This window comes from Phenylobacterium sp., from assembly GCF_013822795.1.
In the GTDB taxonomy this organism is placed as follows: Bacteria; Pseudomonadota; Alphaproteobacteria; order Caulobacterales; family Caulobacteraceae; genus Phenylobacterium.
Genome location: NZ_PNLB01000002.1, coordinates 103,269 through 125,913 on the forward strand (window position 1 = coordinate 103,269; position 22,645 = coordinate 125,913).

A 22,645-nucleotide genomic window follows, 5' to 3' on the forward strand; every position below is an offset into this window, starting at 1 on the left:
CGCATGCACGGGCCGACGTCGCACTTCTACTTCTCGCAGCGCCTGCGCCTGCACTATGTCGACTGGGGCAACGAGGGGGCGCCGCCGCTGCTGCTGGTGCACGGCGGGCGCGACCATTGCCGCAACTGGGACTGGGTCGCCGAGCGGCTGCGCGACCGCTATCACATCATCGCTCCTGACCTGCGCGGGCACGGCGACAGCGCCTGGGCGATCGGCGGCGGCTACGACATGAGCGCCTACCTCTACGACATCGCCCAGCTGGTGCATCAGAAGGCGATGGCGCCGGTGACGATCATTTCGCACTCGATGGGCGCGGGCATCTCTCTCAACTACTGCGGCGCCTTCCCCGACCAGGTGAAGAAGATCATCGCCATCGAGGGGCTGGGCCCCTCGCCCAAGGTGATGGCGCAGCAGGCCAAGAAGAGCGTCGATGCGCGGCTGCGCGGCTGGATCACCGAGCGGCGCGAGAACTCCGGCCGCGCGCCGCGCCGCTACGCCAGCCTGGACGAGGCGACGGCGCGGATGGCCGAGGAGAACCCGCACCTGTCGGCGCAGCAGGCCCGCCACCTGACCGTCTATGGCGCGCACCAGAACGAGGACGGCACCTTTTCCTGGAAGTTCGACAACCACGCCCGCTGGGGCGGGGTCGGCGGGCTGTCGCACGCCGACCAGCATCAGCTGTGGCGCAACATCACCTGCCCGGTGCTGTTGATGCGCGGTCTGGAGTCGTGGGCCTCGGACCCGGTCGAGGACGGGCGGATCGAGAACTTCGCCAACGCCCGGTTGGTCAATTTCGAGGGCGCCGGCCACTGGGTGCATCACGACAAGCTGGACGAATTCATGCGCGAGACCGAAGCTTTCCTCGCCGAGTGAGAGCCCGCCGATGCGCAAAGCCCCGCCTGCCGCCGACCCCGACGCCTATGTCGCCGCGCTGGAGGGCTGGCAGGGGCCGCTGGTCAGCGCTCTGCGCGCGGCGGTGCGCAGCGCGGCGGTCTTCGACGAGAGGGTCAAGTGGGGCCACCTGGTCTATTTCGCCAACGGCCCGGCGCTGCTGATCCGGGCCGAGGAGAGCCGGGTGATCCTCGGCTTCTGGCGCGGCAAGCGGCTGACCGGCCTGGAGCCGCGGCTCGAGACCGGCGGCAAGTACGAGATGGGCCGCATCGTGCTGCGGCAGGGCGAGACCCTCGCGCCGGAGACCGTCGCCGCCCTGGCCCGCGAGGCCCATCGGCTGAACCACGACGTCGGCGATCCGACCGCCCGCACGTGACCACTCTGGCGGGTTTGATGTAAGGGCTGCGCACCGCTGCGAGTGTCGGGCGGAGCTCGAGGCGTCGCATGCAGTCAGGTTCGCTGGGGAGTTGGTTCGGAGACGCCGGCGATCCCCAGGCGTCCTACGACGTGGCGGTGGTGACGCCGAGCGTGCTGCGCCCCGCGCTGCTGGTCAGCCTGGAGTCAGTGTTCCGCCAGGATCTGGACGGCCGCATCCAGGTGCTGATCGGGGTGGATGCGCCCAAACCCACGCCGCCGGCGCTGCTGGAGCTGCTCGCGCGGCGGCCGGCCAACATCTCCGTGCTGCTGCTCACCCTGCCCTACTCGACCTCGATCCGGCACGGCGGCGTGCACCGGGCGACGGACGGCGGGGCGCTGCGCTCGATCCTGACCTTCATGGCCGGCAGCCGGCACGTGGCCTATCTCGACGACGACAACAGCTGGGAGCCCGACCACCTGTCGAGCCTGCGCGGAGCGGTCGAGGGCAAGGCCTGGGCCTATTCGCTGCGCATGCTGGTCGACGAGGCCAGCGGCCGCGAGCTGGGGATCGACCGCTGGGACTCGGTGGGGCCCGACCGCGGCCGCTTCGCCGAACGCGGCGGCTTCGTCGATCCCAACTGCCTGATGATCGACAAGCTGTTCGCCCTGCCCACCCTGGCCCGGTGGTCGCAGGGACCGGGCATGCAGTCGGACCGGACGTTTTTCGACGGTATCCGCCGGGCCACGCACGGCCACGTGCCACGGCCGACCGCGCGCTATTCGGTGCGCCCGGACAATGACGTCTTCACCGCGTTCATGGCCCAGGGCGTCGAGTTCTAGCGCCGCAACGTCTTGCCATGGGTGACGGCCGAGCGGGCGTGGATCAGGTCGCTCCAGGTCCAGTCGCCGTCGCCGAGCGCGATGTGGGCGCCGCCCCCGCCGTCGCGCAGCGAGATCAGCACCAGGCCGCGCACCCGTTCAGCGCGGCAGGCCTCGGGCGCATAGGCGATCTCCCAGGTCATGATTTCGCGCACGGCGGCCAGACCACCGCCCTCCTCGCCCGGATGCACCACCCAGTCGCCGTTCCAGACCATCACCGGACGCCCGCGATGGGCGCTGGCCATCGCCGCCTGCACCCGACGGTCGCTGCGCAGCTTGGCCTGCAGCCAGCGGAGCATGTCGCACTCGCCGCCGCCGGCTCCGTCGCCCGATCCGGAGCCGGAACCGGCGCGGGCCGCGCCGGCGATCTGGGCGTCGGTCAGCTCGACCCCGGAGCCGACGCTGGCGGCCTCCACCCGGCTGGCCGGAACAGTCACCACCTCGGGCGGCGGCGGACGCGGGGTCGGCCGGCGCTTGGGCGGCGGCTTGGCGGGGGTGGGCTTGGGGGTCTCGACCGGCGCAGCGGCCGGGGCCGGCGAGGGTTCGGGATCGGGGGCCGGCGGCGAGAGCACCGGGATCGGCTTAGGGATCTCGACCAGCTGCACGACCATCGGCGGCGGTTCTGGCTCGATCGGTTCAGACGGGGCCAGGATCATCGGCAGCACGATCAGGCCATGCAGGACGACGCTGAGCGCCAGCACCACCGGCCGGCGGCGACGCATCAGCCAGCTGCGCAAGGCGAGCTCGGCCCGACCGATCGGGGGCAGGTCGTCGGTGATCTTCGCGCCCTCCCCTGGCGACTACCTCGTCCGAGCGGCGCAGCCGCGGCGAGCGCCCTGAATTGGGGGCGAAAGGGGCGGATTGTGGGCGGCCGCGAGGCGCCGAAAGGTCGCAGCTTGACCGTCAGAGCCGTCGACCGCGCGCCAGGCCGCCGACCACGCCCACGCAGATCAGGAACTGGCCGAAGTAATACAGGCCCCAGATCGCCAGCCCGACCCAGGCCGCGCCGGCCAACGGTCCGGCCCGCCCGAAGATCAGCAGGTCGGAGACCACGAACATCAGCGCGCCGAGACCGACCAGGGCGCGCGGGAAGCGGCTGGCCCAGGCGCAGGCCGCCATGATCGCCAGGCCCAGTGAGTAAAGCGCCGCCCCGCCGCCGAGCGCGCGGTCGCTCGGCAGAAAGTAGGCGGCGATCGCCGTGCCCGGCACCAGAACGGCGATCAGCAGCTTGTCGGCGAGCGTCAACCCGCGGCGGCGATTACGCAGATAGAGCCCGATGGCGACCAGGTGGCCGACCAGGAAGGCGATCGCCCCGACATTGAGGCCGTGGGTCTCGAGCAGCACGTCGCCGAGCGCCCCGAACGCCATCACCGCGCAGATCAGCCAGCCGTCCAGGCTGCGCGCACGCAGGCCGGCATAGACCGCCAGCAGCGCCACCCCGGCCCCCTTCCAGGTGGTCGCCGCCCATTCGGGGAAGCCGGCCAGGTTCCAGGAGGCGACATAGCTGACGCCCGCGATCACCGATGCGGCCAGCACCAGCCAGGCCAGCGGACTGTTCCGCTCCATGGTTTTGTCTCCCCCGTCTTGTTGACCGCAAGTCTAGCTTCGCCTTGGGCGCGTCGTCACCACCGGCGCGGTCCTCGCATGCGCAAAGTTCGTAAAGCCGCAGGCCGCCTGGGCTAGCCGTCGCCGACAAGCTCGACCTCGTCCCCCGCCCGCACGATCGCCTCGCCGTCGCGCAGGGTGCGGTGGGCGATGCCCTGGTCAGCCAGCCAGGCGGCGCTGACCTTCGCGGCGTCGGCTTCCGGGTGCTCGGAGGCGAAGTGCGGAACGATCACGAAGTCGACCAAGCCTAGGCCCACATAGATCGGGGCCGGGTCGTAGCCCTCGGCGATCGCGTCCGGCTCGTCCATCAGGTCAATGCCGCGCAGCGAGGCGCCGGCCACGCAGGCCCCGGCGCTCCAGCCCCCATAGGCGATGTCGTCGCGGGCCAGGCGCTCGGCGAGGATACGGTCGAGGCCGCTCTGGGCCATCGCCCGGCGCAGGAGGAAGCTGTTGCCCCCGACCGCCCAGACCAGGCCGACGCCGCCCAGCGCGCGGGCCAGCCCCGCCGGGTCGCCGAAATGGTCGCGCAGATCGAGCTCGAACGGGTCGAAGCCGTCGTCGGCGAGGTCGGCCAGCGGATCGTGGACGTTGCGCGCATAGGCCCGGCGCGACTCGTCGGGGATCAGGTCGAGGGCGTTGGACACCACCGCTACACGGGCGCCGCGTCCGGCCAGATCGACCAGCCGCCCGCGCGCGTTCCCGAACCGGTAGGAGGAGAGATAAAGGCGCATCGCCTCAGCGGGCCTTCATCGTTGCGAACTCGAACGGCACCAGGAAGCGGGCCTGGGCACCCTCCTTCGCCCCGGCCGCGAGGTCGGCCCCGATCCACCGCCGCTCGGCCATCCGCAGGGCCGCCGCGCCGAAGAAGACGCCCTTGGGGTTCTCTTCGACGACCGCGCAGCGATCCAGCGCGCCAAGCCGGCCGACGTCGCAGTCGATCACCGCCGAACCGGTCGTGCGTCGGGCGACGGCGATTTCGGGATAGTAGGGGCCGACGGGTCCCAGGCGTTGATAGGCCTTTGGGCTTTCAGTGAAGCGAACGGCCAGCGGGGCCGGCGTCTCGTCGGCGCGCGCTGCGACCGGCGCCATTGCGGCCAGCGCCGCCAAGACCGTCAACGTCTTCTGCATGAGGTTCCCGCCCTGTCGTTGCGGCCAAGCTAGACAACTGTCGGATGGACGTCGATCTGCGCTTTCACCGGCCGGCCGTCGCGCTAGGGTGCGCCGCATAAGGGCCTAGAGCCCACCGATTCATTAGGAACGAAACACCCCATGATGATCATCGATTTCGAATGCGACACCCCGACCAAGGAAGCGGTCGAGGACACGGTCCGGCTCATCAAGTCCGGACGCGGGTTCGACAAGGAAGGCTACGCCCAGCACATGGCGCCCGGCTGGGCCGCCCAGATCGGCATGAGCGTCGAGCAGTTCAACGAAGCCAAGGAGCGCGACGGGCTGACCAGCCTGGCGCTGAAGCTCTGCGAGGTCGACATGACCCGCGTCATGAGCCACGCCGACGTCATCGGCATGCTGGACACCGCCCAGGTCCGCTACGCCTGCATCGGCAACGCCGGCCGCCGGGCCAGCAACGAGGACGTCGCCAAGTTCGCGGCCGAATATCCCGACCGGCTGATCCCCTGGTTCCGCATCTGGGGCGATGAAGGCGAGGACGGCGTGGCGGCGCTGGAACGCGGCGTGCGCGAGTGGGGCTGCAAGGGCTTCGAGATCTCGTCCTATCGCGAGGAGCGCTACATCAACGATCCGGCCTACTGGCCCTTCCTGGCCAAGTGCGTCGAGCTGGACATCCCGGTGCGGATCACGGTCGGCCTGCACCTGCTGTCGGACCGGCCCTACGACTATGCCCACCCGAAGTACCTGGACGAGGTGGCGGTGCGGTTCCCGGAGCTGAAGATCGTCGCCGGGCTGACCGGCTGGCCGTGGGTGGACGAGGCCTGCGCCATCGCCTCGCGGCACAAGAACATCTACATCGACTTCGCCTGCAAGCGGGTGAAGCACCTGCTGGCGCCCGGCGCCGGCTATGAGGCGCTGATCTACTACGGAGCGCGCAACCTGCAGGACAAGATCATCTTCGCCACCGGCTGGGGCACCCAGATGGTGCCGCTGCACCAACTGGTCGCCGAAACCGACGAGCTGCCGCTGAAGCAGTCCGTCCGCGAGAAGTGGATGGGCGGCAACGCGGCCCGCGTGCTGGGTCTGGACCGCTGAGGCTGGTCCCTCTCCTGCTGGCGGCGGCGCTGATCGCGCCGTCCGCCGAGGCTGCGCCCCGGCTAACCGAGGCGCAGGCGCGGGCCTTCGCCCAGAAGCAGGAGGCGGCCTGGAACGCGCGCGACCTGGACAGCTATTTCGCCCTCTTTACCAAGGACGCGGTGTTCATCGACCAGACCCGCGACATCAAGAACGGCGGCATGATCCCGTATGGCCGCAGCGGCGTCGCCCAGGCCCGCGCCCAGGCGGCCAAGTTCCTGGCCGGAGCGACCTCGAGCGAACGGGGCGTGATCGACAAGGTCGAGATTGCGCGCGACGGCGCCAGCGCCAGGCTGATCGGGCGTGAGGTGACCACCATCCAGAGCAAGGGGCGCACGCGCCGGGCCTGCGCCGACACCGAGCAAACCCTGGTTCTGGTCGGCGGGCAGATCCGCTCCAAGGGCCAGACCGACACCATCACCCGCTGCCGCTAGCGACTAGCGGCCGGCCGTGCGTCCTCGATGCGGAAGCGGTCGTAGGCGGACGCCGGCGTGGTCTTGAGCGACTCCACCAGCCGCTCCATCGGACCCTGGCCCTCTCGGACGCCGCCGCGGGTCGGACGGTCGATGTCCACGATCAGCAGCAGCGACATCGACAGCAGCAGCAGCATGAAGGCCGCGGCCGCACGGCCACGGACGCCGACCAGCACGTAGCCGAGCACGCCGGCGGTGACGACCATGTAGATCACCAGGATGACGAACACCTCGGTCGGCACATGGACCGTACGCGCGGCCTTGCGCGAGGCGTCGAGGTCGATGAGGGCGTTCATGCTGTCGAGATAGGCCGACGAGAAGTCCAACCCCTTGATGCTCTGGAAGGCCGAGGAGGTGGCGGCCCAGAGCTCGACCACCAGCTGGTCGTTGCGGGCCAGCCGCTCGGGTTCGCGCTGGGCGTCGGTCTTGCCCAGGGCCAGGCGGTTCTCAGCGTACTCGACCAGCAGACCGCTGATCCGACTGCGGTGCGGCTCTTCCAGCAACTGGGTCCGCAGATAGGTCGTGCCGATGGTGTTGGCCTCGTCCAGCACCAGGCTTCGGCGGGTCTCGAAGCGGTCGACGGCCAGCGCGAAGGTGAAGCCCATCAAGAGCGCCAGCAGGCCCAGCACGCCTGAGACGACGTAGCCCTCGCCTTCGGCCTCTTCCTTGTCGTCCTTGCGGAACTCACGCCGGCGCTTCAGGACGACGCCGATCGCGACCGCCGCGATCATCAACAAGATCACGGCGCCGCCGAGGATCAGGATCGGCGCGCCGTCCACCCAAGCCTTGAGAACTTCCATGACCGCCTCCTGAAGCGGAGGCAGGATCGTGCGGCCAAGCCTGAGGGCCTATCGGGCGAAACCCGGAGACTGCGTGTCAGGCGACCGGGCCGTAACGAAATGCGGCGCCTCCGGGGGGAGGCGCCGCGGCCGGATCAACCGTAGACGAGGGCTGGTTCGTCGAGGTCCACCTTCGGCAGTTCGTCTTTTTCGCTCCAGTAGTCCTGGGTGTGACGCCACTCCGGCTTGTCGAGGCTCTTCGGCAGCAAGTGCATGCCGCGCATCAGGTAGCCGGGGTTGAAGTTCTCCGCGTCGATCCAGGGCTGCAGCTCGTCGGACTGATCCTCAGGCCGTAGGGCCGGCACGACCTTCTTGAAGCCCTTGTCCTGCATGTGGGCCAGCAGGCGGGCCACGAAGTCGCCCATCAGGTCGGCGCGCAGAGTCCAGGAAGCGCGGAAGTAACCGAACACCCAGGCCAGGTTCGGCACGCCGGTGAACATCATGCCGCGATAGGTGACGGTCTTGGACCAGTCGACCGGCTTGCCGTCGACCGCGAACGGGATGTCGCCCATGACGCTGAGGTCGAAGCCGGTGGCGCTGATGACGATGTCGGCCTTCAGCTCCTCGCCGGACTTCAGCAGGATGCCGTTCTCGGTGAAGCGCTCGATCTCGTCGGTGACGACCGAGGCCTTGCCCGACGCGATGCCGCGGAACAGGTCGCCGTCCGGGATGAAGGCGATGCGCTGGCGCCAGGGGCGGTAGCTGGGGGTGAAGTGCTTGTCGACGTCGAACTGGTCGCCCAGGAACATGCGCACGCCGGCCAGCAGCTCGGCCTTGACCGTCTCGCTCTCCTCGACCGCCCGCTTAGTGAAGGCGTCGCCGTCGAACAGGCGCTTGCGACGCACGATCTCGTGGACCCAGGTCTCGTCGATCTGCAGCTGGCGCAGGGTGTCGGCCAGTTCGTCGACGTTGCGGCCCGGCACGAAGTAGGTCGGCGAGCGCTGCAGCAGGGTGACGTGCGCGGTCTGGTCGGCGATGTTCGGCACCAGGGTCGCGGCGGTGGCGCCCGAACCGATGACGATGACGTTCTTGCCCTTCAAGTCGATGTCGTCGGGCCAGGTCTGGGGATGGACGATGCGGCCCTTGAAGTCCGACATGCCGTCCCACTGGGGCGTGTAGCCCTGGTCGTGCTTGTAGTAGCCCTGGCACATGAAGAGGAAGTTGGTGGTGAACTGCGCCGTGGTCCCGTCGGTGCGCGCCACGTCGACGGTCCACAGGTTGTCGGTGCTGGACCAGTTCGCGTCGACGATCTTATGGCCGTAGCGGATGTGGCGGCCGAGGTCGTTCTCGTCGATCACCTCGTTCATGTAGTTCAGGATTTCCTGGGCGGTGGCGATCGGCGCGCCGACCCAGGGCTTGAAGCGGTAGCCGAAGGTGTAGAGGTCGCTGTCCGAGCGGATGCCCGGATACTTGTGGGTCACCCAGGTGCCGCCGAAGGTGTCCTTGCTCTCCAGCACCACGAAGCTGGTCCCCGGACGCTGGGTCTGCAGGTGATAGGCCGCGCCGACGCCGGAAATCCCGGCCCCGACGATGAGCACGTCGAAGTGTTGGACGGCGGCGGAAGCCGGACGCTCGGCGATCATGTCGGTGGCGGTCATCTGTTTCCTTGCCCTGAGTGCGGACCGCTCGAAGGCGGCCTCTAACTTATCGCTGATAATGAACAAGCCACCGACACGGCGTCAAGCGCCTGCGTGACGCACGCCAAACCCATCTTTCGAAAACGAGGCTCCGTGGGGTCAGGCTTTCGCCGTCGTCAGCGCCAGGGCTAAGCTCATCGCCAATCAAGGGATCGAAAAAGGAAGAGCACCATGACCCAGGAACTGGCGGGCAAGACGGCGTTTGTGGCCGGGGGATCGAGCGGCATCAACCTGGGCATCGCCAAGCGGTTCGCCGCGGCCGGCGCCAAGGTGGCCATCATCAGCCGCAGCCCCGAAAAGATCGAGGCGGCCGCAAAGGAGGTCTCCGCTTTCGGCCCCTGCATCGGCATGGCCGCCGACGTGCGCGACTACGCGGCCATCGAGGCGGCGCTGAAGCGCACCCATGACGAGCTGGGCCCCATCGACATCGTGCTGTCGGGCGCAGCCGGCAACTTCGTGGCCCCGGCCCTGGGCATGAGCGCCAACGGCTTCAAGACCGTGGTCGACATCGACCTGATCGGCACCTTCAACGTGCTGCGCGCCTCGTTCGAGTTCCTGAACCGGCCGGGCGCGTCGCTGATCTCGATCACGGCGGGCCAGGCCGAGCGCGCCTCGATGTTCCAGGCGCACGTCTGCGCGGCGAAGGCCGGGATCAACATGCTGACCAAGTGCCTGGCCCTGGAGTGGGGGCCGGCCGGGGTGCGGGTCAACGCCATCTCGCCCGGTCCGATCGCCGACACCGAGGGCATGGCGCGCCTGGCCCCGACCCCGGAAGCTGAGGCCCGGGTCAACAGCCGCAACCCGATGCGGCGCTATGGCCAGAAGGACGAGATCGCCGACATGGCCATCTTCCTGTCCTCCGAGAAGGCCGCCTATGTGAACGGCGCGATCATCCCGGTCGACGGCGGCAGCGGGGCCGGCGACGCCAGCGGCAACGCCCTGGGCAACTACGCGGCGGTGTACTGACGAGCGCTCAAGGCAGGAAGCGCGGGACCCGCGCTTCCAACAGCCTGATCAAGACCGGATCCATGAACTCGTAGTCATCGGGGATGTCGAGGCAGACCACCCGGGCGCGCTTGAGTTGCGCCCGGAAGCGCCTGGCCAGCTTGGTCCGATGCACCTTCTCCATCACGAAGATGATGTCGGACTCGGCGACCATCTCGGCGGTGAGCGGCTCGACGGCGTCGTTGTTGAGGCCGGCCGAGCTGACCTCGATCCCTTCCCAAGCGGCGAACACCTGCTCGGCCGTCGGGCTGCGCAGCTTGTTCTGGCTGCAGACGAACAGGACCCGCTTCATGCGGGGGACGCCCCCGCCCGATCTTCGGACGGGCGATAGAACAGGCCGAGCTTGAAGCTCTCGGCGATGCGGCCAGCCCTGGCCTGCAGCACCTGGGCGATCTGCGGGACGTAGGTCTCGTCGGTCGCCTCCTTCCACAGCGCCAGCCAGCGGTCGAACATCGGCGGGGTGATCGGCTGGCGCATGTGCTTGGCCATCGGCCGGCCGGTGAAGCGCCCGACGCCCAGCAGGCCGGCGGCCCAGAACTGGGCGATGTGGTCGAGATGATGGTCCCAGTCGTCGATCGCGGCGTTGAAGACCGGGCCGATCAACTCGTCTTCGCGCGCGCGGCCGTAAAAGCGGCCGACCAGCTCGCGCAGGTTCTCGGGCGTCACTTGCGAATGCATGACCGCCAGATAGGGGGCCGGGCCCAGCGAGGGTAGTCCGGAAATGTCCTGGGGCCGCGAACGCGGCGGTTCAGCCGCCCACGATCTGAAGCGCGGCCGATCGAATTTCAATCTCGTTTGATATCAAACGACTGATCCGTACGGTTTTTTTGCGGGGCGGACAGCACGCGCTTGCACCGGGCCATGCGCAGGGCCGCCGATCCGAGGCCTTTCAAGGCCGAAACTTGCCGTTTCGGCGCCGGCCATAGGTCGCCCAAATCGCATTTCAAGAGGTCGCCCTCGGACTGTGACTGACCGGTCACACCACTCGCAGACCGGTGAAATACAAGGGCTTCAGCCATTGTGACAGCGCGACGACAGGCATAGCTGGGGTCCAGTGTTTCAAGCCCAAAAGGGGACAAGAACGTGAAGACCCAACTGATCGCGACGGCCGCCGCGGCCGCCTTTTTCGCGCTGACCGGCGCCGCCCAAGCCCAGACCGTCGGCCATGTCGGCGCCAACTATAGCCGCGCCGAAATCGACGCCGGCGCGCTCGGCGACACCGACGCCGACGTGTTCCAAGGCGAAGGCGCGGTGGCGTTCGACGTCGGCTCGTCGCTGCGCGGCGCCGTCGATGGTTCGGTGACGAACTTTGACGCCGACGGCGGCGACGCCACCACCTGGGCCGTGACCGGCCACCTGAACAAGACCTTCGAAGGCGGCCTGGCCGGCGGCTTCGTCGGCGTCAACAAGAGCGACGACGTGACCCTGTGGGCCGTCGGCGCCGAAGCCCAGTACAACGTCGCCCCGAAGACCACCCTCTACGGTCAAGTCGGCTACGGCCAATCGGACGACCTGGACGACGTCGACTTCTGGGCCGGCCGCGCCGAGCTGCGCTACTTCATCACCGACACCTTCAAGGTCCAAGGCACGGCCGGCTACACCAAGGCCGACGCCAAGGGCGGCGACCTCGACATCTGGAACATCGGCGCTGACGCCGAGTACCAGTTCGCGGGCACCCCGTGGAGCGTGACCGGCGCCTATGAGCACGGCGAAATGGACGACGCCGACCTGAAGGCCGACATCTTCAAGATCGGCCTGCGCTACACCTTCGGCGGCACCCTGCGTGACCGCGACCAAGCCGGCGCGTCGCTGGGTTCGACCACGAACCTGTTCGGCGGCACGCTGGGCCAGAGCGTGATCGCCGCCGCCGGCGCGTTCTAAGCTCAGACGCTCTAGATCGGACGCAAGGGCGCCCTCGGCTTCGGCCGGGGGCGCTTTCTTATGCGAGGTGCAGCGGCTCGACGCTGACGGTGTTCAGGCTGGCCTCGAAATCCATGAAGATGTCGATCAGCTCGTCGACCGCGATCCGCGGCAGTTGGCCGGCCGGGAAGCGGAAGCGCCAGAAGCTGGCCACGTGCTCGATCGCCGACAACCGTTCGCCCAGGCTGTTGAACATCGCCGGGGCGCGCAGCAGGAACTCGCGGAACGCCACCGGATCGCTGCGCTCGGTCATGGCCCCGTAGGCGGTGTCGTAGGCGGCCAGGGATTCCGTCACCGCCGTCGTCGCCGAGAAGATCCAGCCGCGCAGGTCCTTCTTGATGCGAGTGATGTAGACCCGGTCGTCGTGCTCCATCGGCCCGACCGGCCGGATGAGCGCGATCTCGTCGACCACCTTGCGGATACGCGGCAGCAGGTCGCGCAGCTGCCACTTGTAATAGAGAAACGCCTTCCAGCAGAACACGCCCTCGCGGAACTGCTGGGCGTCCATATTCATCACCCGGCGTAGCGGCTCGAGTTCGGCGCTGCCGGCGTCGGACAGCAGCTTGGACAGCAGCGTCGCCGACTTGGCCGCAAAGGCGTGACCCGAGCCGAACGACATCCGCACCAGCGGCTCGAGCTCCAGCCGCGCCGAGGCCGACATCCGCTCCACATCGCCGTCGGAGAGGTTGAAATAACAGGCGGCGGGCGTGAAGCCGTTGGTCTTCAGGCTCTCGCGCATCAGAAACGGATCAAGCGAAGGCAGATTGGCGATGATGTCGAGCACCAGCCGGTCGCGCGAGCCGCGCCGCAGATCGTCGGCGAAGGAGGCGGCGGCCACGTCCTCGAAATCACGCTGGCCCACGAACAGGAACCGCGCCCCGTAGCGCAGCTCGCGCTCGGCGATCGGCAGCAGGATCTTGGTCGCCGTCTGCACCGGATAGTCGAAGAGGTCGACCTCGCTGCCGCGGACCCGATGCTTGAGGATCATCGCCCGGTTCAGCAGCGCGTTGCGGAAGAACGGGTTCTCCTGATGCTCAGGCTTGCCGCCCTCGCGCTGGGCGATCTGCCAGAGATTGAGCACGCGGGACGTCGCGGCGCTTTTCCTCAGATACTCGAGGCTGCGATAGGTACGATCACGCGACACGGTTAATCTCCCAGACTCCGCGTCGTAGGATCGCCCGCGGTCCGCTTCAAGCCGCAATCAACAATTGCAACGATGCAAGCATCCAGTCGCCGAAAGCGGCGTGGTCAGACGCGAACGTCCAAGGCGCGGCCTTCTTCACGGCTCTCGAGCGGACGACTGGGCACGACCCGGGCCTCATCGGCGAAGCCGAGCTCCTGAAGGGTCTTAGCCAGATGCGTGGCCGCCAACTGCGTCATCGGCGCCGCGCGGGCCCAAAGCCCCTCTCCCAGAAAGTGAAACTCCACCTTGAACATCGGACGATCTTTCTAATCGCGACGTAGGGGAAGCTTGCGCCCGCATGGTTATCGAGAGGTTAAATATACGCAGGTTCCGCGAACTTCGTTCGCTGAACGCTTTCGGCGTAGCACGCAGGACACACCGCGAAAGGGGCCCGGCGCCCAGCCGAACCCCATGCAGCGCGCCGATCTCCCGGCGCGCTGACGACTGAACGTGATCGGCGCGCGAGGCGCCGTCAGGCCTGCTGGGTCGCGCCCAACGGCAGGGGCATCGGCGCGCCCGGCGGACGACCAATCCAGATCTGGCCGGAGCGGGCCATGACTTCGCCCGCGCCGTCGAACAGCGCCACGCCGGCGAAGTGCTTGCGGCCCTCGACCTCGCGGGCCCAGGCGACGACGACATATGTCTCGCCCGCCTTCGGCTTGCGCAGGACCTCGCCGGCCATGGTGCCGAGCAGGCCGACCGGCGAGCCGGACTTGATCCACCAGGCCATTGACCCGGAGCAGTCGAGCGCGCCCCAGGTCACTTCGTCGGGAATGTTCCCGTCGGCGTCGGCGAAGTTGGCGTGCGGGGTCCAGACACCCGCGCAATGACCGGCTGGTGCGCCGTCGATCTGGCCGACGAACACGCCCAGGCCCTCGCCGGCGTCGCGCTCGACGCAGCACGAGAAGCAGCCGCGGTGCAGAGAACGGGCCGCAAACGGCGAGGCGGCGGCGAACGCCTTGGCTTCCTCGACGGTAGGCGGCGCCGGCGGCGGATTGGGAATCTGGCTGTCATCGGCCGGACGGGCCGAGCCAAGCACCGCGCCCTCGGCGTTGACCAGCAGCACGCCATCGCCCTCGCCGGGCTGCAGCGTCACCGCAGTGTCGAGGGGCACGCCGGCGCGCAGCATCGCCACGCCGCGGCCGCCGACCGCGCTGGAAAGCACGCCGCAGATGTAGCCGCCATTGGCCGTGAAGGGAGGTCCCCGAAATTGGCGGGGAACGACGATCTCGCTCATCGAAATGATCTCAACTTTGAATCGGCAGTCGAAAGAATTCGGACATCATGGCCCAGGCGGCGGCGTCCTGGGAAGCATGACCCAAGGGAAATGTGCAGGAACCGCGACTGTGCTTTTGGGTTCAAGCTAGGGCGCGCCGAGCCGGACCGGGCGATTGCGCGCTGATTGAACCGCCGCAGGAGCCGTCATGAGCATCGACATGAACGACCGCGCCGCCGTCGAACATAAGCTGTGGGACGACATTGAGCGCCATCAGACCGGCATGCTGGGTCTGGCCGAAGAGCCGGCCCTGCAGCCAATGACCGCCTTCGTTGAACGCGGCGGCGAACGGCTATGGTTCTTTTGTCGCACCGACACCGAACTCGCGCGCCGCATCGGCCAGGGCCGTGAGGGCATGTTCGTGTTCCAGCAACGTGACCTGCAGGCGACGATAACCGGCCACATGAGCGTGCAGCACGACGCGGCCCGGATCGACAAGTACTGGAACGCCGTGGTCGCCGCCTGGCATCCGCAAGGCAAGTCCGATCCGCACCTGACTCTGATCTGTCTGGACGCGCGCGACGCCGAGGTCTGGTGTTCGCAGGCCGGCCCCGTCACCTTCGCCTGGGAGATCGCCATGGCGAACGCCAGGAAACATGAACCGCACCTGGGCGGACGGGCGAACCTGCACTTCCACTGAGACGCCGCCGCTTCCCGTCGAGGCGATGCGGTTTTACTTCCGCCCAACCTGACGCTTCCAAGAACGGCGGTCTATATTCGCCAGTTCTCGCCGGATATTCTGGCCCGGCGGCGCAAGAACGCAAAGTTGTGTCGTGTTCACGACAGTCATCAAGCAGCACTCGGACTAGGTTAATCCCAAGCCGTAAGGCGACGCTTGATTCTCCGCTGCGAAGGTCTCCGAGTTCAGTGCAAAATCGCTTACTCGCCGCACTGCCTCCGGAGGATTACGGGCTGGTGGCGCCGCACCTCACCCACATGGATCTGGAGCGGGCGCGCCTGTTGTACGAGCCAGGCGATCGCATCGACGTCGTCTACTTCCCCCACGACGGCGTGATCTCGATGATGACCTTGATGGAGAACGGCGCGGCGATCGAGAGCGCCACCATCGGCTGGGAGGGCGCCGTGGGACTATCTGCGGCGGCCGCCCCGCGCCACTCGCTGTCGCGGGCGATCGTGCAAACACCCTGCCGCTGTTCACGCATCGGCTCCAGCCAGTTGCACGATGCCTGGGCCAAGAGCCCGCGCATCCGCGAACTGGTCGATCGCCACGGCGAGGCGCTGCTGGCGCACACCACCCAGTCGGCGGCCTGCAACGCCCTGCATTCGGTCGAGGCGCGGTTCTGTCGCTGGCTGTTGACCTGCCACGACCGGATCTCGACCGACACCGTCGCCCTGACCCAGGAATTCCTGGCCGACATGCTGGGCGTGCAGCGCACCACGGTCACCGCCGCGGCCCGCAGCCTGCAGGAGAAGGGCTGGATCCGCTATCGCCGCGGCATCGTCGACATCGTCGACCGCGACGGCCTGCAGTCAGCGACCTGCGAGTGCTACGAGGCGGTGCGCCGGCAGTACGAACGGCTGGCGCCGCCGCGGCCCGCCGCCCGCACCTAGAGCGAGAACACCAGCTGCGCGCGGACCCCGTCGCGGGTTTCGAGCTTCAGCTCCCCGCGGACCTGGGCCGCCAGGCTGCGGACGAACCATAGGCCGAAGCGCTCGCGCCCGCCCGGCGAGGACGGGTCGAAGCCGCAGCCGTGGTCGCGGACCACCAGTTCGTAGCGCTCCCCCCCCTCGATCCGCGACAGGCTCACCTCGATCTGACCGGTCTGGCCCTCGGGGTAGGCGTGGGCCAGGGCGTTGGAGACCAGCTCGTGCACGATCAGCGCCAAGGTCGAGGCGGCCTGGTCGGGGGCGATGACCGGCTCCATAGCCACCACCACCTCGGTCGGACCGGCCGCCTGGCGGCGACGCCAGACCGGGGCCATTTCCAGCAGATACTCCTGGAAGTCGACGCCGGAGCCCCGGCGATGCCGCTCGAGCGCGCCGAGCGCGCCGATCGCATCGGCCATCCAGACCAGCTGACGGCGGGCCTCCGGCTCGGCCGTGCGCTGACCCCGCATCCGAGCGAGGGCGGAAATGAGCTGGAAGGTGTTGGCGGCGCGGTGGCGCATCTCCGCCGCTCGGACGTCGTCCTCGCCTTCGTCCGTCATGGTCTCGCTCGAAGCCCCACGTCGCCTCACCCCGAGATGAGTATATCCACCGCTGCGCACGCCGTTTCGGCGCTTCGCAACAGTTATCCCAGGGACTCAATCAGTATGAATCACAGTATGCGGCGCCCAGGCGCCACGAAAGCTGAATAATTCCCGCTTAGGTCGTGCAATTTGAGCGCGATTCTCAGCGTTCGGAAACCGACCAGGCCAGGGCAGCGGCGACACCCAGCGTAAAGCCAAGCTCGAACACCTGCTCGATCGCCCCCAGCACGTCCCCGGTGTAGCCGCCCAATAGCCGGCGCGCGACCAGGGCTAAGAGCAGGGCCAGCAATGCCCCGGCCGCCAATCCCTGGACCACGACGCCGGCCGGGGACAGCGCCAGCGGCAGGGCCGCGAAAGTCAGGGCGCTCAGCACCTCCCAGAAGCCGAGGTCGGACGGCGCGGGCTTCCACTTGCCGCCGTCGACGTCGCGGACATAGGCCAGCGAGCGCATGGCCAGCACCGCCGCGCCGCGGCCGCCGGCGTGGGCGGCGACCAGGGTCCAGGCGCCGAGCCCGGCGGGCAGGGTCGCCAGGGCCGCGACCTTGGTCGCCAGCACCAGGCCCAGGCCGATTGCGCCATAGGTCCCGATCCGGCTGTCCTTCATGATCTCCAGCCGCCGCTCGGGCGTGGAGCCGCCGCCCAGGCCGTCGGCGGTGTCGGCGAGGCCGTCCTCGTGGAATGCTCCGGTCAGCAGCACGCCGACGCCGATGGCGAGCAGGGCCGGCAGCGCACCGTTCCAGAGCTGCGAAGCGCCCCAAAACGTCGCCGCGCAGACCGCGCCAACCAGCAGGCCGACGAGCGGGAAATAGCGGGCGCTGCGCGAAATCCAGTCGAGCTCGAAACCGGGCAAGGCCGGCGTCGGCACGCGGGTCAGGAACTGCACCGCGCAGAGGAACAGCTGCAGCTGGCGGGCGGCGAAGCTCACAGGCGGCCGGCCAGCACGTCGTCGAGACTGGCGACCTCGCGCAGCATGGCCGCGGCGGCGCGCACCATCGGAAGGGCCAGCAGCGCGCCGGTCCCCTCGCCCAGGCGCATGGAGAGGTCGAGCAGCGGTTCGGCCTCGGCCGCCGCCAGCACGAGCGCGTGGCCCTTCTCGGCGGAACGGTGGGTGAAGATGCAGAAGCCGGCGCAGGCCGGGTCGAGGCGGATCGCCGCCAGGGCCGCGGTCGAAGCGATAAAGCCGTCGATCAGCACCGGCGTCCGCGCCGCCGCCGCGCCGAGGATCGCGCCGGCCATGGCGATGATCTCCAGCCCACCGAACTGGGCCAGCACCTCGCGCGGTTCGGCCGCGTCGCTGCGGGCGGCGGCCTGGCTGAGCACCGCGTGCTTGCGGGCCAGGCCCTCTGCGTCGTGGCCGGCGCCCAACCCGATGCACTCGGCCAGCGGCGCCGGGGCCAAGCGGTGCAGGATCAGGGCGGCGCTGGCGCTGTTGCCGATGCCCATTTCGCCCACCACCAGCACCTGCACGCCCTCAGCCTCGACGGCGTTGCGGGCGATGGCCGCGCCGCGGGACAGGGCGCGCTCGACCTCGTCGGGCGTCAGCGCCGGACCGTGCTGGGCGTTGCGCGTGCCCTTGCGGACCTTGGCGTCGATCAGGGCCGGATGCGGCGCCAGGTCGGCGTCGACGCCCGCGTCGACGACTATGACCTGGGCCCCGACGGCGCCGGCGAAGGCGTTGGCGCTGGCCTTGCCGGCCAGCAGGGTGGCGACCATCGCCGTGGTCACCGCCGACGGATAGGCCGAGACCCCGGACTCGTTGAGACCATGGTCGCCGGCGAACACCAGCAGCAGCGCCTTGTCGAAGCGCGGGTCGGGGCGGCCGGCGATCAGCGCCAGACGGACGGCGAGGTCCTCGATCTTGCCCAGGGCGCCGGGCGGCTTGGCCTTGCCATCGACGATCGCGCGGAAGGCGGCCTCCTGGCTGCGGTCGAGGGGAAGAACGGGGGTCATACGCGAGGCTCCAGGCCGGCGATGGCCGCCAGACGGGGGATGTCGAAGGACGACTGCAGCACGGCGGCGATCTCGTCCAGGGCCGCGTCCACCCTGGCTGTCTGGTCGAGGCCGTCGGACGCCGCGCCCAGCTGCGCCAGCAGGGCGGCGCGGGCCTCGGCGTGGTCGAACAGGCCGTGGACATAGGCGCCGGCGATACGCCCGTCGGCCGACTGCGCCCCCTCCCCCGCCCCATCCTCACGGATCAACAGCGGACGCTGGAGCGCCGGACCCGTGGTGCGGCCGACATGGATCTCATAGCCGGTGAACGGCGCGCCAGTGGCCAGGCGGCCAGCGGCTGGGCGCAGAACCTTGTCGCCGCTGAGCACGGTTTCGAGGTCGAGCAGGCCAAGGCCAGTGGCGGCGCCGGGCGGCCCCTCGACGCCGTTAGGGTCGGCGATGGTGCGTCCCAGCATCTGGAACCCGCCGCAGATTCCCAGCACCCGGCCGCCACGGCGGACGTGGGCGGCGAGATCGATGTCCCAGCCCTGGGCGCGCAGGAAAGCCAGGTCGGCGATGGTGGCCTTGGTTCCCGGCAGGATCACCAGGTCAGCGTCGCCCGGCAGCGGCGAGCCGGGCGGCACAAAGCCGAACTCGACCTCGGGCTCGGCCCGCAGCGGGTCGAAGTCGTCGAAGTTGGCGATGCGCGAGAACATCGGCGCGACGATCTTGACCTTGCGGCCCTGGCCGGCGGCGCGGCGGTCCAGCACCACGGCGTCTTCGGCCGGCAGGCGACGGGCGGCGGCAAACCACGGCGCCATGCCCAGGTCCGCCCAGCCGGTGCGCGCGGCGATGTCGGCGCGACCGTCGTCGAACAGGCTGGGATCACCTCTGAACTTGTTGATCAGGAAGCCGGCGATCATCTCGCGGTCCTCGCGCTCCAGCACCGCATGCGCGCCGACCAGGGCGGCGATGACATGGCCGCGGTCGATGTCGCCGACCAGCACCACCGGCACCTGGGCGGCGCGGGCGAAGCCCATGTTGGCGATATCACCGTCCCGCAGGTTGGTCTCGGCCGGACTGCCGGCGCCCTCGACGATGACCAGGTCGCTCTGCGCTTGGAGGTTTGCGAAGCTCTCCAGAACCACGTCCAGCAAGGCGGCCTTGCGCTCCTGATAGCCCCGCGCCTGCCAGGTCCCGGCCATCTGGCCGCGGACCACGAGCTGGGCGCCGACGTCGGACTGCGGCTTGAGCAGGACCGGGTTCATATCGACGGTGGCGGGGGTGCGGCAGGCGATGGCCTGGAGGGCTTGGGCGCGGCCGATCTCGCCACCGTCGACGGTCACCGCGGCGTTATTCGACATGTTTTGCGGCTTGAAGGGCCGCACTCGCAGGCCCTGGTTGGCGAACACCCGGCAGAGGCCGGCGACCAGCACCGACTTGCCGACGTCCGAGCCGCATCCCTGGATCATCAACGCGGCCAAGCAAGTCCTCCGAGAGCAAGCGCGACGGCGAGGATCGCGCAGGCGCGCAGATAGAGCCCAAGCCCCCGCCTGAGGTCCAGGGGCGACAGGCGCGGTCCTTCGCCGAAGGTCGGGCGGTCGTGGGCGACGCCGTCATAGCTGGCCGGGCCGCCGAGCTGAACGCCCAGCGCGCCGGCCATCGCCGCTTCGGGCCAGCCGGAGTTGGGCGAGGCGTGCTTTCCCGCATCGCGCAGCATGGTCCGCCAGCCGCGGCCGGCGACCAGGGCGATCAGCCCGCCGGCGATGCGGGCCGGGATCAGGTTCATCAGATCGTCGGCGCGCGCTGCAGCCCAGCCGAAGCAACGATAGGGCTCCTCGCGGTGGCCGATCATGCTGTCGGCGGTGTTGACCGCCTTGTAGGCGAAGAGGCCGGCGACACCGCCGACCAGGAACCAGAACAGCGGCGCGACGACCCCGTCGTTGAAGCTCTCGGCCAGGCTTTCCAGGGCGGCGGCGGCGACGCCTTCCTCATTCAGCGCCTCGGTGTCGCGCCCGACGATCATCGCCACCGCGGCGCGGGCGGCCGGCAGGTTGGCGCCAGGGTCCAGCGCCCGGCTCACCGCCGCCACGTGGTCGTAGAGGCTGCGAGCGGCGAGGCCGGTGAAGGCGAGCGCTATCGTCAGGATAACCGCCCAGCCGTGCAGGAACCTGTCGAGCAGGAGACCGGCGAGGCCCGCCGCGCCGGCGACCAGCATCAAGGTCAGCACGCCGGCGGCGCGGCGGCGCAGGTCGCCGCCGTGGTTGAGCGCAGCTTCCAGCCGGCGCAGGCCTGCGCCGATCCAGACCACCGGATGGGGCAGGCGCCGCGGATAGCCGAAGACGCCCTCGACCGCCGCGGCGGCGAGGACGACCCAAGGATCAGCCGCCACGCCCGACGATCTCGATCAGCGGCCCGCCCTGCCCTTCGACCACGCGGGCGCGCACGCCGTAGGCGCGGGCCATGACGTCTGGAGAGAGAGCCTGCGCGGGCGGCCCATCGGCCAGCACCTTACCCGCGGCCATGACGATGACACGGTCGGCGATCCGCGCGGCGAGCGACAGGTCGTGCAGGGTGACGATAACGCCCTTGCCCCGGTCGTGCGCCAGACTGCGGAACAGCTCGCCGGCGTCGAGCTGGTGGCCGGGATCAAGACCGGTCAGCGGCTCGTCGGCCAGCAGCCACTCGGGCTCTCCGGCCAGGGCGCGGGCGATCAGCACGCGGCCGCGCTCGCCCCCCGACAGGGTGGTGACGTCGCGGTCGGCCAGATCGACCACTCCGGCGGCGGCCATGGCCCGGTCGATGGCGGCCGCGTCCTCGATCGAGAGCCCGCTGGAGCCGATGAACGGCGTGCGGCCGAGCCCGACCAGGATCCGCGCCTCGACCGCCCAGGCGACCTCCTGGGTCTGCGGCAGCACGCCGATGCGGCGGGCGCGGGCGCGTGGGGCCATGGCCAGCACGTCGTCGCGGTCGAGTTCGACGCGGCCGGACTGGGGCCTGCGCAGCCCGGCCAGGCAGGCGAGCAGGGTCGACTTGCCCGCGCCGTTGGGGCCGAGGATGGCGGTCACCGTGCCGCTCTCGAGGGCGGCGGTGACGCCGTCCACCACCGGCCTGCCGCCGAGGCGGACCTGAACGTCCTGGGCTTGCAGGCGGCTCATGCGATCCTCCGGCGTAGGGACAGCAGCAGGGCGAAGAAGAACGGCCCGCCGAGCACGGCCATGGCGACGCCGAGCTTCACTTCGCCGGCCGCGGGGGTCAGGCGCACGGCGATGTCGGCGGCCAGCACCAGCACCGCGCCGCCGAGGGCGCTGGGCCACAGCAGGCCGCCGGGCTGGGCTCCGACCAGCGGCCGCAGCAGGTGCGGCACGATCAGGCCGACGAAGCCGATGACGCCGGTGACCGCGACGCTGGCCCCGGCGGTGAGCGCGACGCCGAGCGCCAACATCCAGCGGACGGCGGCCATGTTGACGCCCAGCGATCGGGCGCCGGTCTCCCCCAGGGTCAGGGCGTCCAGGCTGCGGCCGATCATGAGCAGCAGGCCGCAACCGACGACGATCAGCGGCAGGGCGGTCTGCACCTCGGGCATGCTGCGGTCGGCCAGCGAGCCCATCAGCCAGTTGACGATCTCGTTCACCGCCCAAGGGTTGGGCGCGAGGCTGAGCGCCAGGGCGACGCCGGCCCCGGCCATGGTCTGCAGGATCACGCCGGCCAGGACGAAGGTGACGATGCTGGAGGCGCGGCCCGACAGCGCCAGCAGCAGGAACACGGCGACCAGGGCGCCGAGCATGGCGAACGAGGTGATCACCCAGGGCTCGGCGGCGCCGGCGCCCAGATAGAGCGTCAGCACCGCGCCGAGCGCGCCCATTGACGACACGCCGAGCGCGCCGGGATCGGCCAGCGGGTTGCGGGTGTAGCCCTGCATGGCGGCGCCGGCCATGCCGAGCGCAGCGCCGACGGCGATGGCCAGGATGGTGCGCGGCAGGCGCAGCTCGAAGATGATCGACCAGCGCGGATCACCGGGGTTCAGCCAGTCGGACAGCGGCACCCAGACCCGGCCGGCGGCCATGCTGACCAGCGACAGCAGCACCAGCAGAATGCCGAGGACGAGGAGGGTCGTGCGGCGGCAGGTCATGCGGGGCATCCGCTAATTGCTCCCCCCTTGGGGGAGCTGTCAGCCGA

At 69.6% G+C, this 22,645-nt stretch carries 27 protein-coding genes; 9 read left to right on the forward strand and 18 right to left on the reverse strand.

Features of this window, described 5'->3' with window-relative positions; all coding sequences use genetic code 11:
- Positions 1-3: 3 nt before the first annotated feature.
- The 3 genes from C0481_RS02110 to C0481_RS02120 all read left to right on the forward strand — a co-directional run bounded on the left by C0481_RS02110 (position 4) and on the right by C0481_RS02120 (position 2,088).
- Entirely contained in the window at positions 4-873 is an 870-nt protein-coding gene (locus tag C0481_RS02110; RefSeq protein ID WP_293400237.1) for an alpha/beta hydrolase, read from the forward strand.
- A gap of 10 nt (positions 874-883) precedes the next feature.
- The gene (locus C0481_RS02115) at positions 884-1,267 is read left to right on the forward strand and encodes a DUF1801 domain-containing protein (protein WP_293400239.1); all 384 of its coding nucleotides are present in this window, start codon (positions 884-886) and stop codon (positions 1,265-1,267) included.
- 68 nt (positions 1,268-1,335) lie between these two features.
- Complete coding sequence (locus C0481_RS02120) at positions 1,336-2,088, forward strand: hypothetical protein (protein ID WP_293400241.1); 753 nt, start codon at positions 1,336-1,338, stop codon at positions 2,086-2,088.
- On the opposite strand, the gene C0481_RS02125 is transcribed toward C0481_RS02120, so the two are convergent.
- The 4 genes from C0481_RS02125 to C0481_RS02140 all read right to left on the reverse strand — a co-directional run bounded on the left by C0481_RS02125 (position 2,085) and on the right by C0481_RS02140 (position 4,860).
- Entirely contained in the window at positions 2,085-2,864 is a 780-nt protein-coding gene (locus C0481_RS02125; RefSeq protein WP_293400243.1) for a hypothetical protein, read from the reverse strand. The genes C0481_RS02120 and C0481_RS02125 overlap by 4 nt on opposite strands.
- Positions 2,865-3,030: 166 nt before the next feature.
- Positions 3,031-3,693, reverse strand: coding sequence for a lysoplasmalogenase family protein (locus C0481_RS02130; protein ID WP_293400245.1), 663 nt, complete (start codon positions 3,691-3,693; stop codon positions 3,031-3,033).
- Positions 3,694-3,806: 113 nt separating this feature from the next.
- Positions 3,807-4,463 (reverse strand): Type 1 glutamine amidotransferase-like domain-containing protein, encoded by a 657-nt coding sequence (locus C0481_RS02135; RefSeq protein ID WP_293400247.1) that lies wholly within the window; start codon positions 4,461-4,463, stop codon positions 3,807-3,809.
- Between the two features lie 4 nt (positions 4,464-4,467).
- Positions 4,468-4,860 (reverse strand): energy transducer TonB, encoded by a 393-nt coding sequence (locus C0481_RS02140; RefSeq protein ID WP_293400249.1) that lies wholly within the window; start codon positions 4,858-4,860, stop codon positions 4,468-4,470.
- Between the two features lie 141 nt (positions 4,861-5,001).
- On the opposite strand from C0481_RS02140, the gene C0481_RS02145 reads away from it, so the two are divergent.
- Together C0481_RS02145 and C0481_RS02150 are read left to right on the forward strand one after the other, a co-directional pair.
- Entirely contained in the window at positions 5,002-5,955 is a 954-nt protein-coding gene (locus C0481_RS02145) for an amidohydrolase family protein (protein ID WP_293400251.1), read from the forward strand.
- Positions 5,910-6,428 (forward strand): DUF4440 domain-containing protein, encoded by a 519-nt coding sequence (locus C0481_RS02150; protein WP_293400253.1) that lies wholly within the window; start codon positions 5,910-5,912, stop codon positions 6,426-6,428. Before C0481_RS02145 ends, C0481_RS02150 begins: the two co-directional genes overlap by 46 nt.
- Here the strand turns inward: C0481_RS02150 and C0481_RS02155 are convergent.
- Positions 6,425-7,267, reverse strand: a complete 843-nt coding sequence (locus tag C0481_RS02155; protein WP_293400255.1) for a hypothetical protein — start codon at positions 7,265-7,267, stop codon at positions 6,425-6,427. The genes C0481_RS02150 and C0481_RS02155 overlap by 4 nt on opposite strands.
- A gap of 134 nt (positions 7,268-7,401) precedes the next feature.
- Positions 7,402-8,904 carry an NAD(P)/FAD-dependent oxidoreductase gene (locus C0481_RS02160; RefSeq protein ID WP_293400257.1) on the reverse strand — a complete coding sequence of 501 codons (1,503 nt, stop codon included), beginning with the start codon at positions 8,902-8,904 and terminating at the stop codon, positions 7,402-7,404.
- A 210-nt stretch (positions 8,905-9,114) separates the two neighbouring features.
- On the opposite strand from C0481_RS02160, the gene C0481_RS02165 reads away from it, so the two are divergent.
- Entirely contained in the window at positions 9,115-9,909 is a 795-nt protein-coding gene (locus C0481_RS02165; protein WP_293400259.1) for an SDR family oxidoreductase, read from the forward strand.
- 7 nt (positions 9,910-9,916) lie between these two features.
- Here the strand turns inward: C0481_RS02165 and C0481_RS02170 are convergent, their stop codons facing one another.
- Together C0481_RS02170 and C0481_RS02175 are read right to left on the reverse strand one after the other, a co-directional pair.
- Positions 9,917-10,240 (reverse strand): low molecular weight protein tyrosine phosphatase family protein, encoded by a 324-nt coding sequence (locus tag C0481_RS02170; protein ID WP_293400261.1) that lies wholly within the window; start codon positions 10,238-10,240, stop codon positions 9,917-9,919.
- A complete protein-coding gene (locus tag C0481_RS02175) occupies positions 10,237-10,626 on the reverse strand; it encodes a group III truncated hemoglobin (protein ID WP_293400263.1) in 390 nt (129 codons plus the stop codon). Before C0481_RS02175 ends, C0481_RS02170 begins: the two co-directional genes overlap by 4 nt.
- 405 nt (positions 10,627-11,031) lie before the next feature.
- Between C0481_RS02175 and C0481_RS02180 the strand changes: the two genes are divergently transcribed.
- The gene (locus C0481_RS02180) at positions 11,032-11,829 is read left to right on the forward strand and encodes an outer membrane beta-barrel protein (protein ID WP_293400265.1); all 798 of its coding nucleotides are present in this window, start codon (positions 11,032-11,034) and stop codon (positions 11,827-11,829) included.
- A gap of 58 nt (positions 11,830-11,887) precedes the next feature.
- Here C0481_RS02180 and C0481_RS02185 read toward each other — a convergent pair whose 3' ends face one another.
- From C0481_RS02185 to C0481_RS02195, 3 genes are all read right to left on the reverse strand, one after another.
- Complete coding sequence (locus tag C0481_RS02185; RefSeq protein WP_293400267.1) at positions 11,888-13,012, reverse strand: hypothetical protein; 1,125 nt, start codon at positions 13,010-13,012, stop codon at positions 11,888-11,890.
- Positions 13,013-13,116: 104 nt separating this feature from the next.
- On the reverse strand, positions 13,117-13,305 hold the full coding sequence (locus C0481_RS02190) for a hypothetical protein (protein WP_293400269.1): 189 nt from the start codon (positions 13,303-13,305) through the stop codon (positions 13,117-13,119).
- Positions 13,306-13,523: 218 nt separating this feature from the next.
- Positions 13,524-14,288 (reverse strand): hypothetical protein, encoded by a 765-nt coding sequence (locus tag C0481_RS02195; RefSeq protein WP_293400271.1) that lies wholly within the window; start codon positions 14,286-14,288, stop codon positions 13,524-13,526.
- 187 nt (positions 14,289-14,475) lie between these two features.
- On the opposite strand from C0481_RS02195, the gene C0481_RS02200 reads away from it, so the two are divergent.
- Positions 14,476-14,967 carry a pyridoxamine 5'-phosphate oxidase family protein gene (locus tag C0481_RS02200; protein ID WP_293400273.1) on the forward strand — a complete coding sequence of 164 codons (492 nt, stop codon included), beginning with the start codon at positions 14,476-14,478 and terminating at the stop codon, positions 14,965-14,967.
- Between the two features lie 275 nt (positions 14,968-15,242).
- Positions 15,243-15,899 (forward strand): Crp/Fnr family transcriptional regulator, encoded by a 657-nt coding sequence (locus C0481_RS02205; protein ID WP_293400275.1) that lies wholly within the window; start codon positions 15,243-15,245, stop codon positions 15,897-15,899.
- Here the strand turns inward: C0481_RS02205 and C0481_RS02210 are convergent.
- From C0481_RS02210 to C0481_RS02240, 7 genes are all read right to left on the reverse strand, one after another.
- Positions 15,896-16,495 (reverse strand): sensor histidine kinase, encoded by a 600-nt coding sequence (locus C0481_RS02210; protein WP_293400277.1) that lies wholly within the window; start codon positions 16,493-16,495, stop codon positions 15,896-15,898. The two genes, C0481_RS02205 and C0481_RS02210, sit on opposite strands and share 4 nt — an antisense overlap.
- A gap of 184 nt (positions 16,496-16,679) precedes the next feature.
- Positions 16,680-17,462 carry an adenosylcobinamide-GDP ribazoletransferase gene (cobS, locus tag C0481_RS02215; protein ID WP_293400279.1) on the reverse strand — a complete coding sequence of 261 codons (783 nt, stop codon included), beginning with the start codon at positions 17,460-17,462 and terminating at the stop codon, positions 16,680-16,682.
- Entirely contained in the window at positions 17,459-18,487 is a 1,029-nt protein-coding gene (gene cobT / locus C0481_RS02220) for a nicotinate-nucleotide--dimethylbenzimidazole phosphoribosyltransferase (RefSeq protein WP_293400281.1), read from the reverse strand. Before cobT ends, cobS begins: the two co-directional genes overlap by 4 nt.
- Positions 18,484-19,950: a cobyric acid synthase gene (locus C0481_RS02225; RefSeq protein WP_293400283.1), complete on the reverse strand. Its 1,467-nt coding sequence runs from the start codon at positions 19,948-19,950 to the stop codon at positions 18,484-18,486. Before C0481_RS02225 ends, cobT begins: the two co-directional genes overlap by 4 nt.
- Positions 19,938-20,858: an adenosylcobinamide-phosphate synthase CbiB gene (cbiB, locus tag C0481_RS02230; protein WP_293400285.1), complete on the reverse strand. Its 921-nt coding sequence runs from the start codon at positions 20,856-20,858 to the stop codon at positions 19,938-19,940. Before cbiB ends, C0481_RS02225 begins: the two co-directional genes overlap by 13 nt.
- Positions 20,848-21,624 carry an ABC transporter ATP-binding protein gene (locus C0481_RS02235; protein WP_293400287.1) on the reverse strand — a complete coding sequence of 259 codons (777 nt, stop codon included), beginning with the start codon at positions 21,622-21,624 and terminating at the stop codon, positions 20,848-20,850. The genes cbiB and C0481_RS02235 overlap by 11 nt, the downstream gene beginning before the upstream one ends.
- Entirely contained in the window at positions 21,621-22,607 is a 987-nt protein-coding gene (locus tag C0481_RS02240; RefSeq protein ID WP_293400289.1) for an iron ABC transporter permease, read from the reverse strand. The genes C0481_RS02235 and C0481_RS02240 overlap by 4 nt, the downstream gene beginning before the upstream one ends.
- Positions 22,608-22,645: the final 38 nt, after the last annotated feature.

Bases quoted from the DNA above. Each gene is read 5' to 3' on its own strand.
- C0481_RS02110 (WP_293400237.1), top strand. From the start codon at position 4: ATGCACGGGCCGACGTCGCACTTCTACTTCTCGCAGCGCCTGCGCCTG.
- C0481_RS02115 (WP_293400239.1), top strand. From the start codon at position 884: ATGCGCAAAGCCCCGCCTGCCGCCGACCCCGACGCCTATGTCGCCGCG.
- C0481_RS02120 (WP_293400241.1), top strand. From the start codon at position 1,336: ATGCAGTCAGGTTCGCTGGGGAGTTGGTTCGGAGACGCCGGCGATCCC.
- C0481_RS02130 (WP_293400245.1), bottom strand. From the start codon at position 3,693: ATGGAGCGGAACAGTCCGCTGGCCTGGCTGGTGCTGGCCGCATCGGTG.
- C0481_RS02135 (WP_293400247.1), bottom strand. From the start codon at position 4,463: ATGCGCCTTTATCTCTCCTCCTACCGGTTCGGGAACGCGCGCGGGCGG.
- C0481_RS02140 (WP_293400249.1), bottom strand. From the start codon at position 4,860: ATGCAGAAGACGTTGACGGTCTTGGCGGCGCTGGCCGCAATGGCGCCG.
- C0481_RS02145 (WP_293400251.1), top strand. From the start codon at position 5,002: ATGATGATCATCGATTTCGAATGCGACACCCCGACCAAGGAAGCGGTC.
- C0481_RS02155 (WP_293400255.1), bottom strand. From the start codon at position 7,267: ATGGAAGTTCTCAAGGCTTGGGTGGACGGCGCGCCGATCCTGATCCTC.
- C0481_RS02160 (WP_293400257.1), bottom strand. From the start codon at position 8,904: ATGACCGCCACCGACATGATCGCCGAGCGTCCGGCTTCCGCCGCCGTC.
- C0481_RS02165 (WP_293400259.1), top strand. From the start codon at position 9,115: ATGACCCAGGAACTGGCGGGCAAGACGGCGTTTGTGGCCGGGGGATCG.
- C0481_RS02170 (WP_293400261.1), bottom strand. From the start codon at position 10,240: ATGAAGCGGGTCCTGTTCGTCTGCAGCCAGAACAAGCTGCGCAGCCCG.
- C0481_RS02175 (WP_293400263.1), bottom strand. From the start codon at position 10,626: ATGCATTCGCAAGTGACGCCCGAGAACCTGCGCGAGCTGGTCGGCCGC.
- C0481_RS02190 (WP_293400269.1), bottom strand. From the start codon at position 13,305: ATGTTCAAGGTGGAGTTTCACTTTCTGGGAGAGGGGCTTTGGGCCCGC.
- C0481_RS02195 (WP_293400271.1), bottom strand. From the start codon at position 14,288: ATGAGCGAGATCGTCGTTCCCCGCCAATTTCGGGGACCTCCCTTCACG.
- C0481_RS02200 (WP_293400273.1), top strand. From the start codon at position 14,476: ATGAGCATCGACATGAACGACCGCGCCGCCGTCGAACATAAGCTGTGG.
- C0481_RS02210 (WP_293400277.1), bottom strand. From the start codon at position 16,495: ATGACGGACGAAGGCGAGGACGACGTCCGAGCGGCGGAGATGCGCCAC.
- cobT (WP_293400281.1), bottom strand. From the start codon at position 18,487: ATGACCCCCGTTCTTCCCCTCGACCGCAGCCAGGAGGCCGCCTTCCGC.
- C0481_RS02235 (WP_293400287.1), bottom strand. From the start codon at position 21,624: ATGAGCCGCCTGCAAGCCCAGGACGTTCAGGTCCGCCTCGGCGGCAGG.
- C0481_RS02240 (WP_293400289.1), bottom strand. From the start codon at position 22,607: ATGCCCCGCATGACCTGCCGCCGCACGACCCTCCTCGTCCTCGGCATT.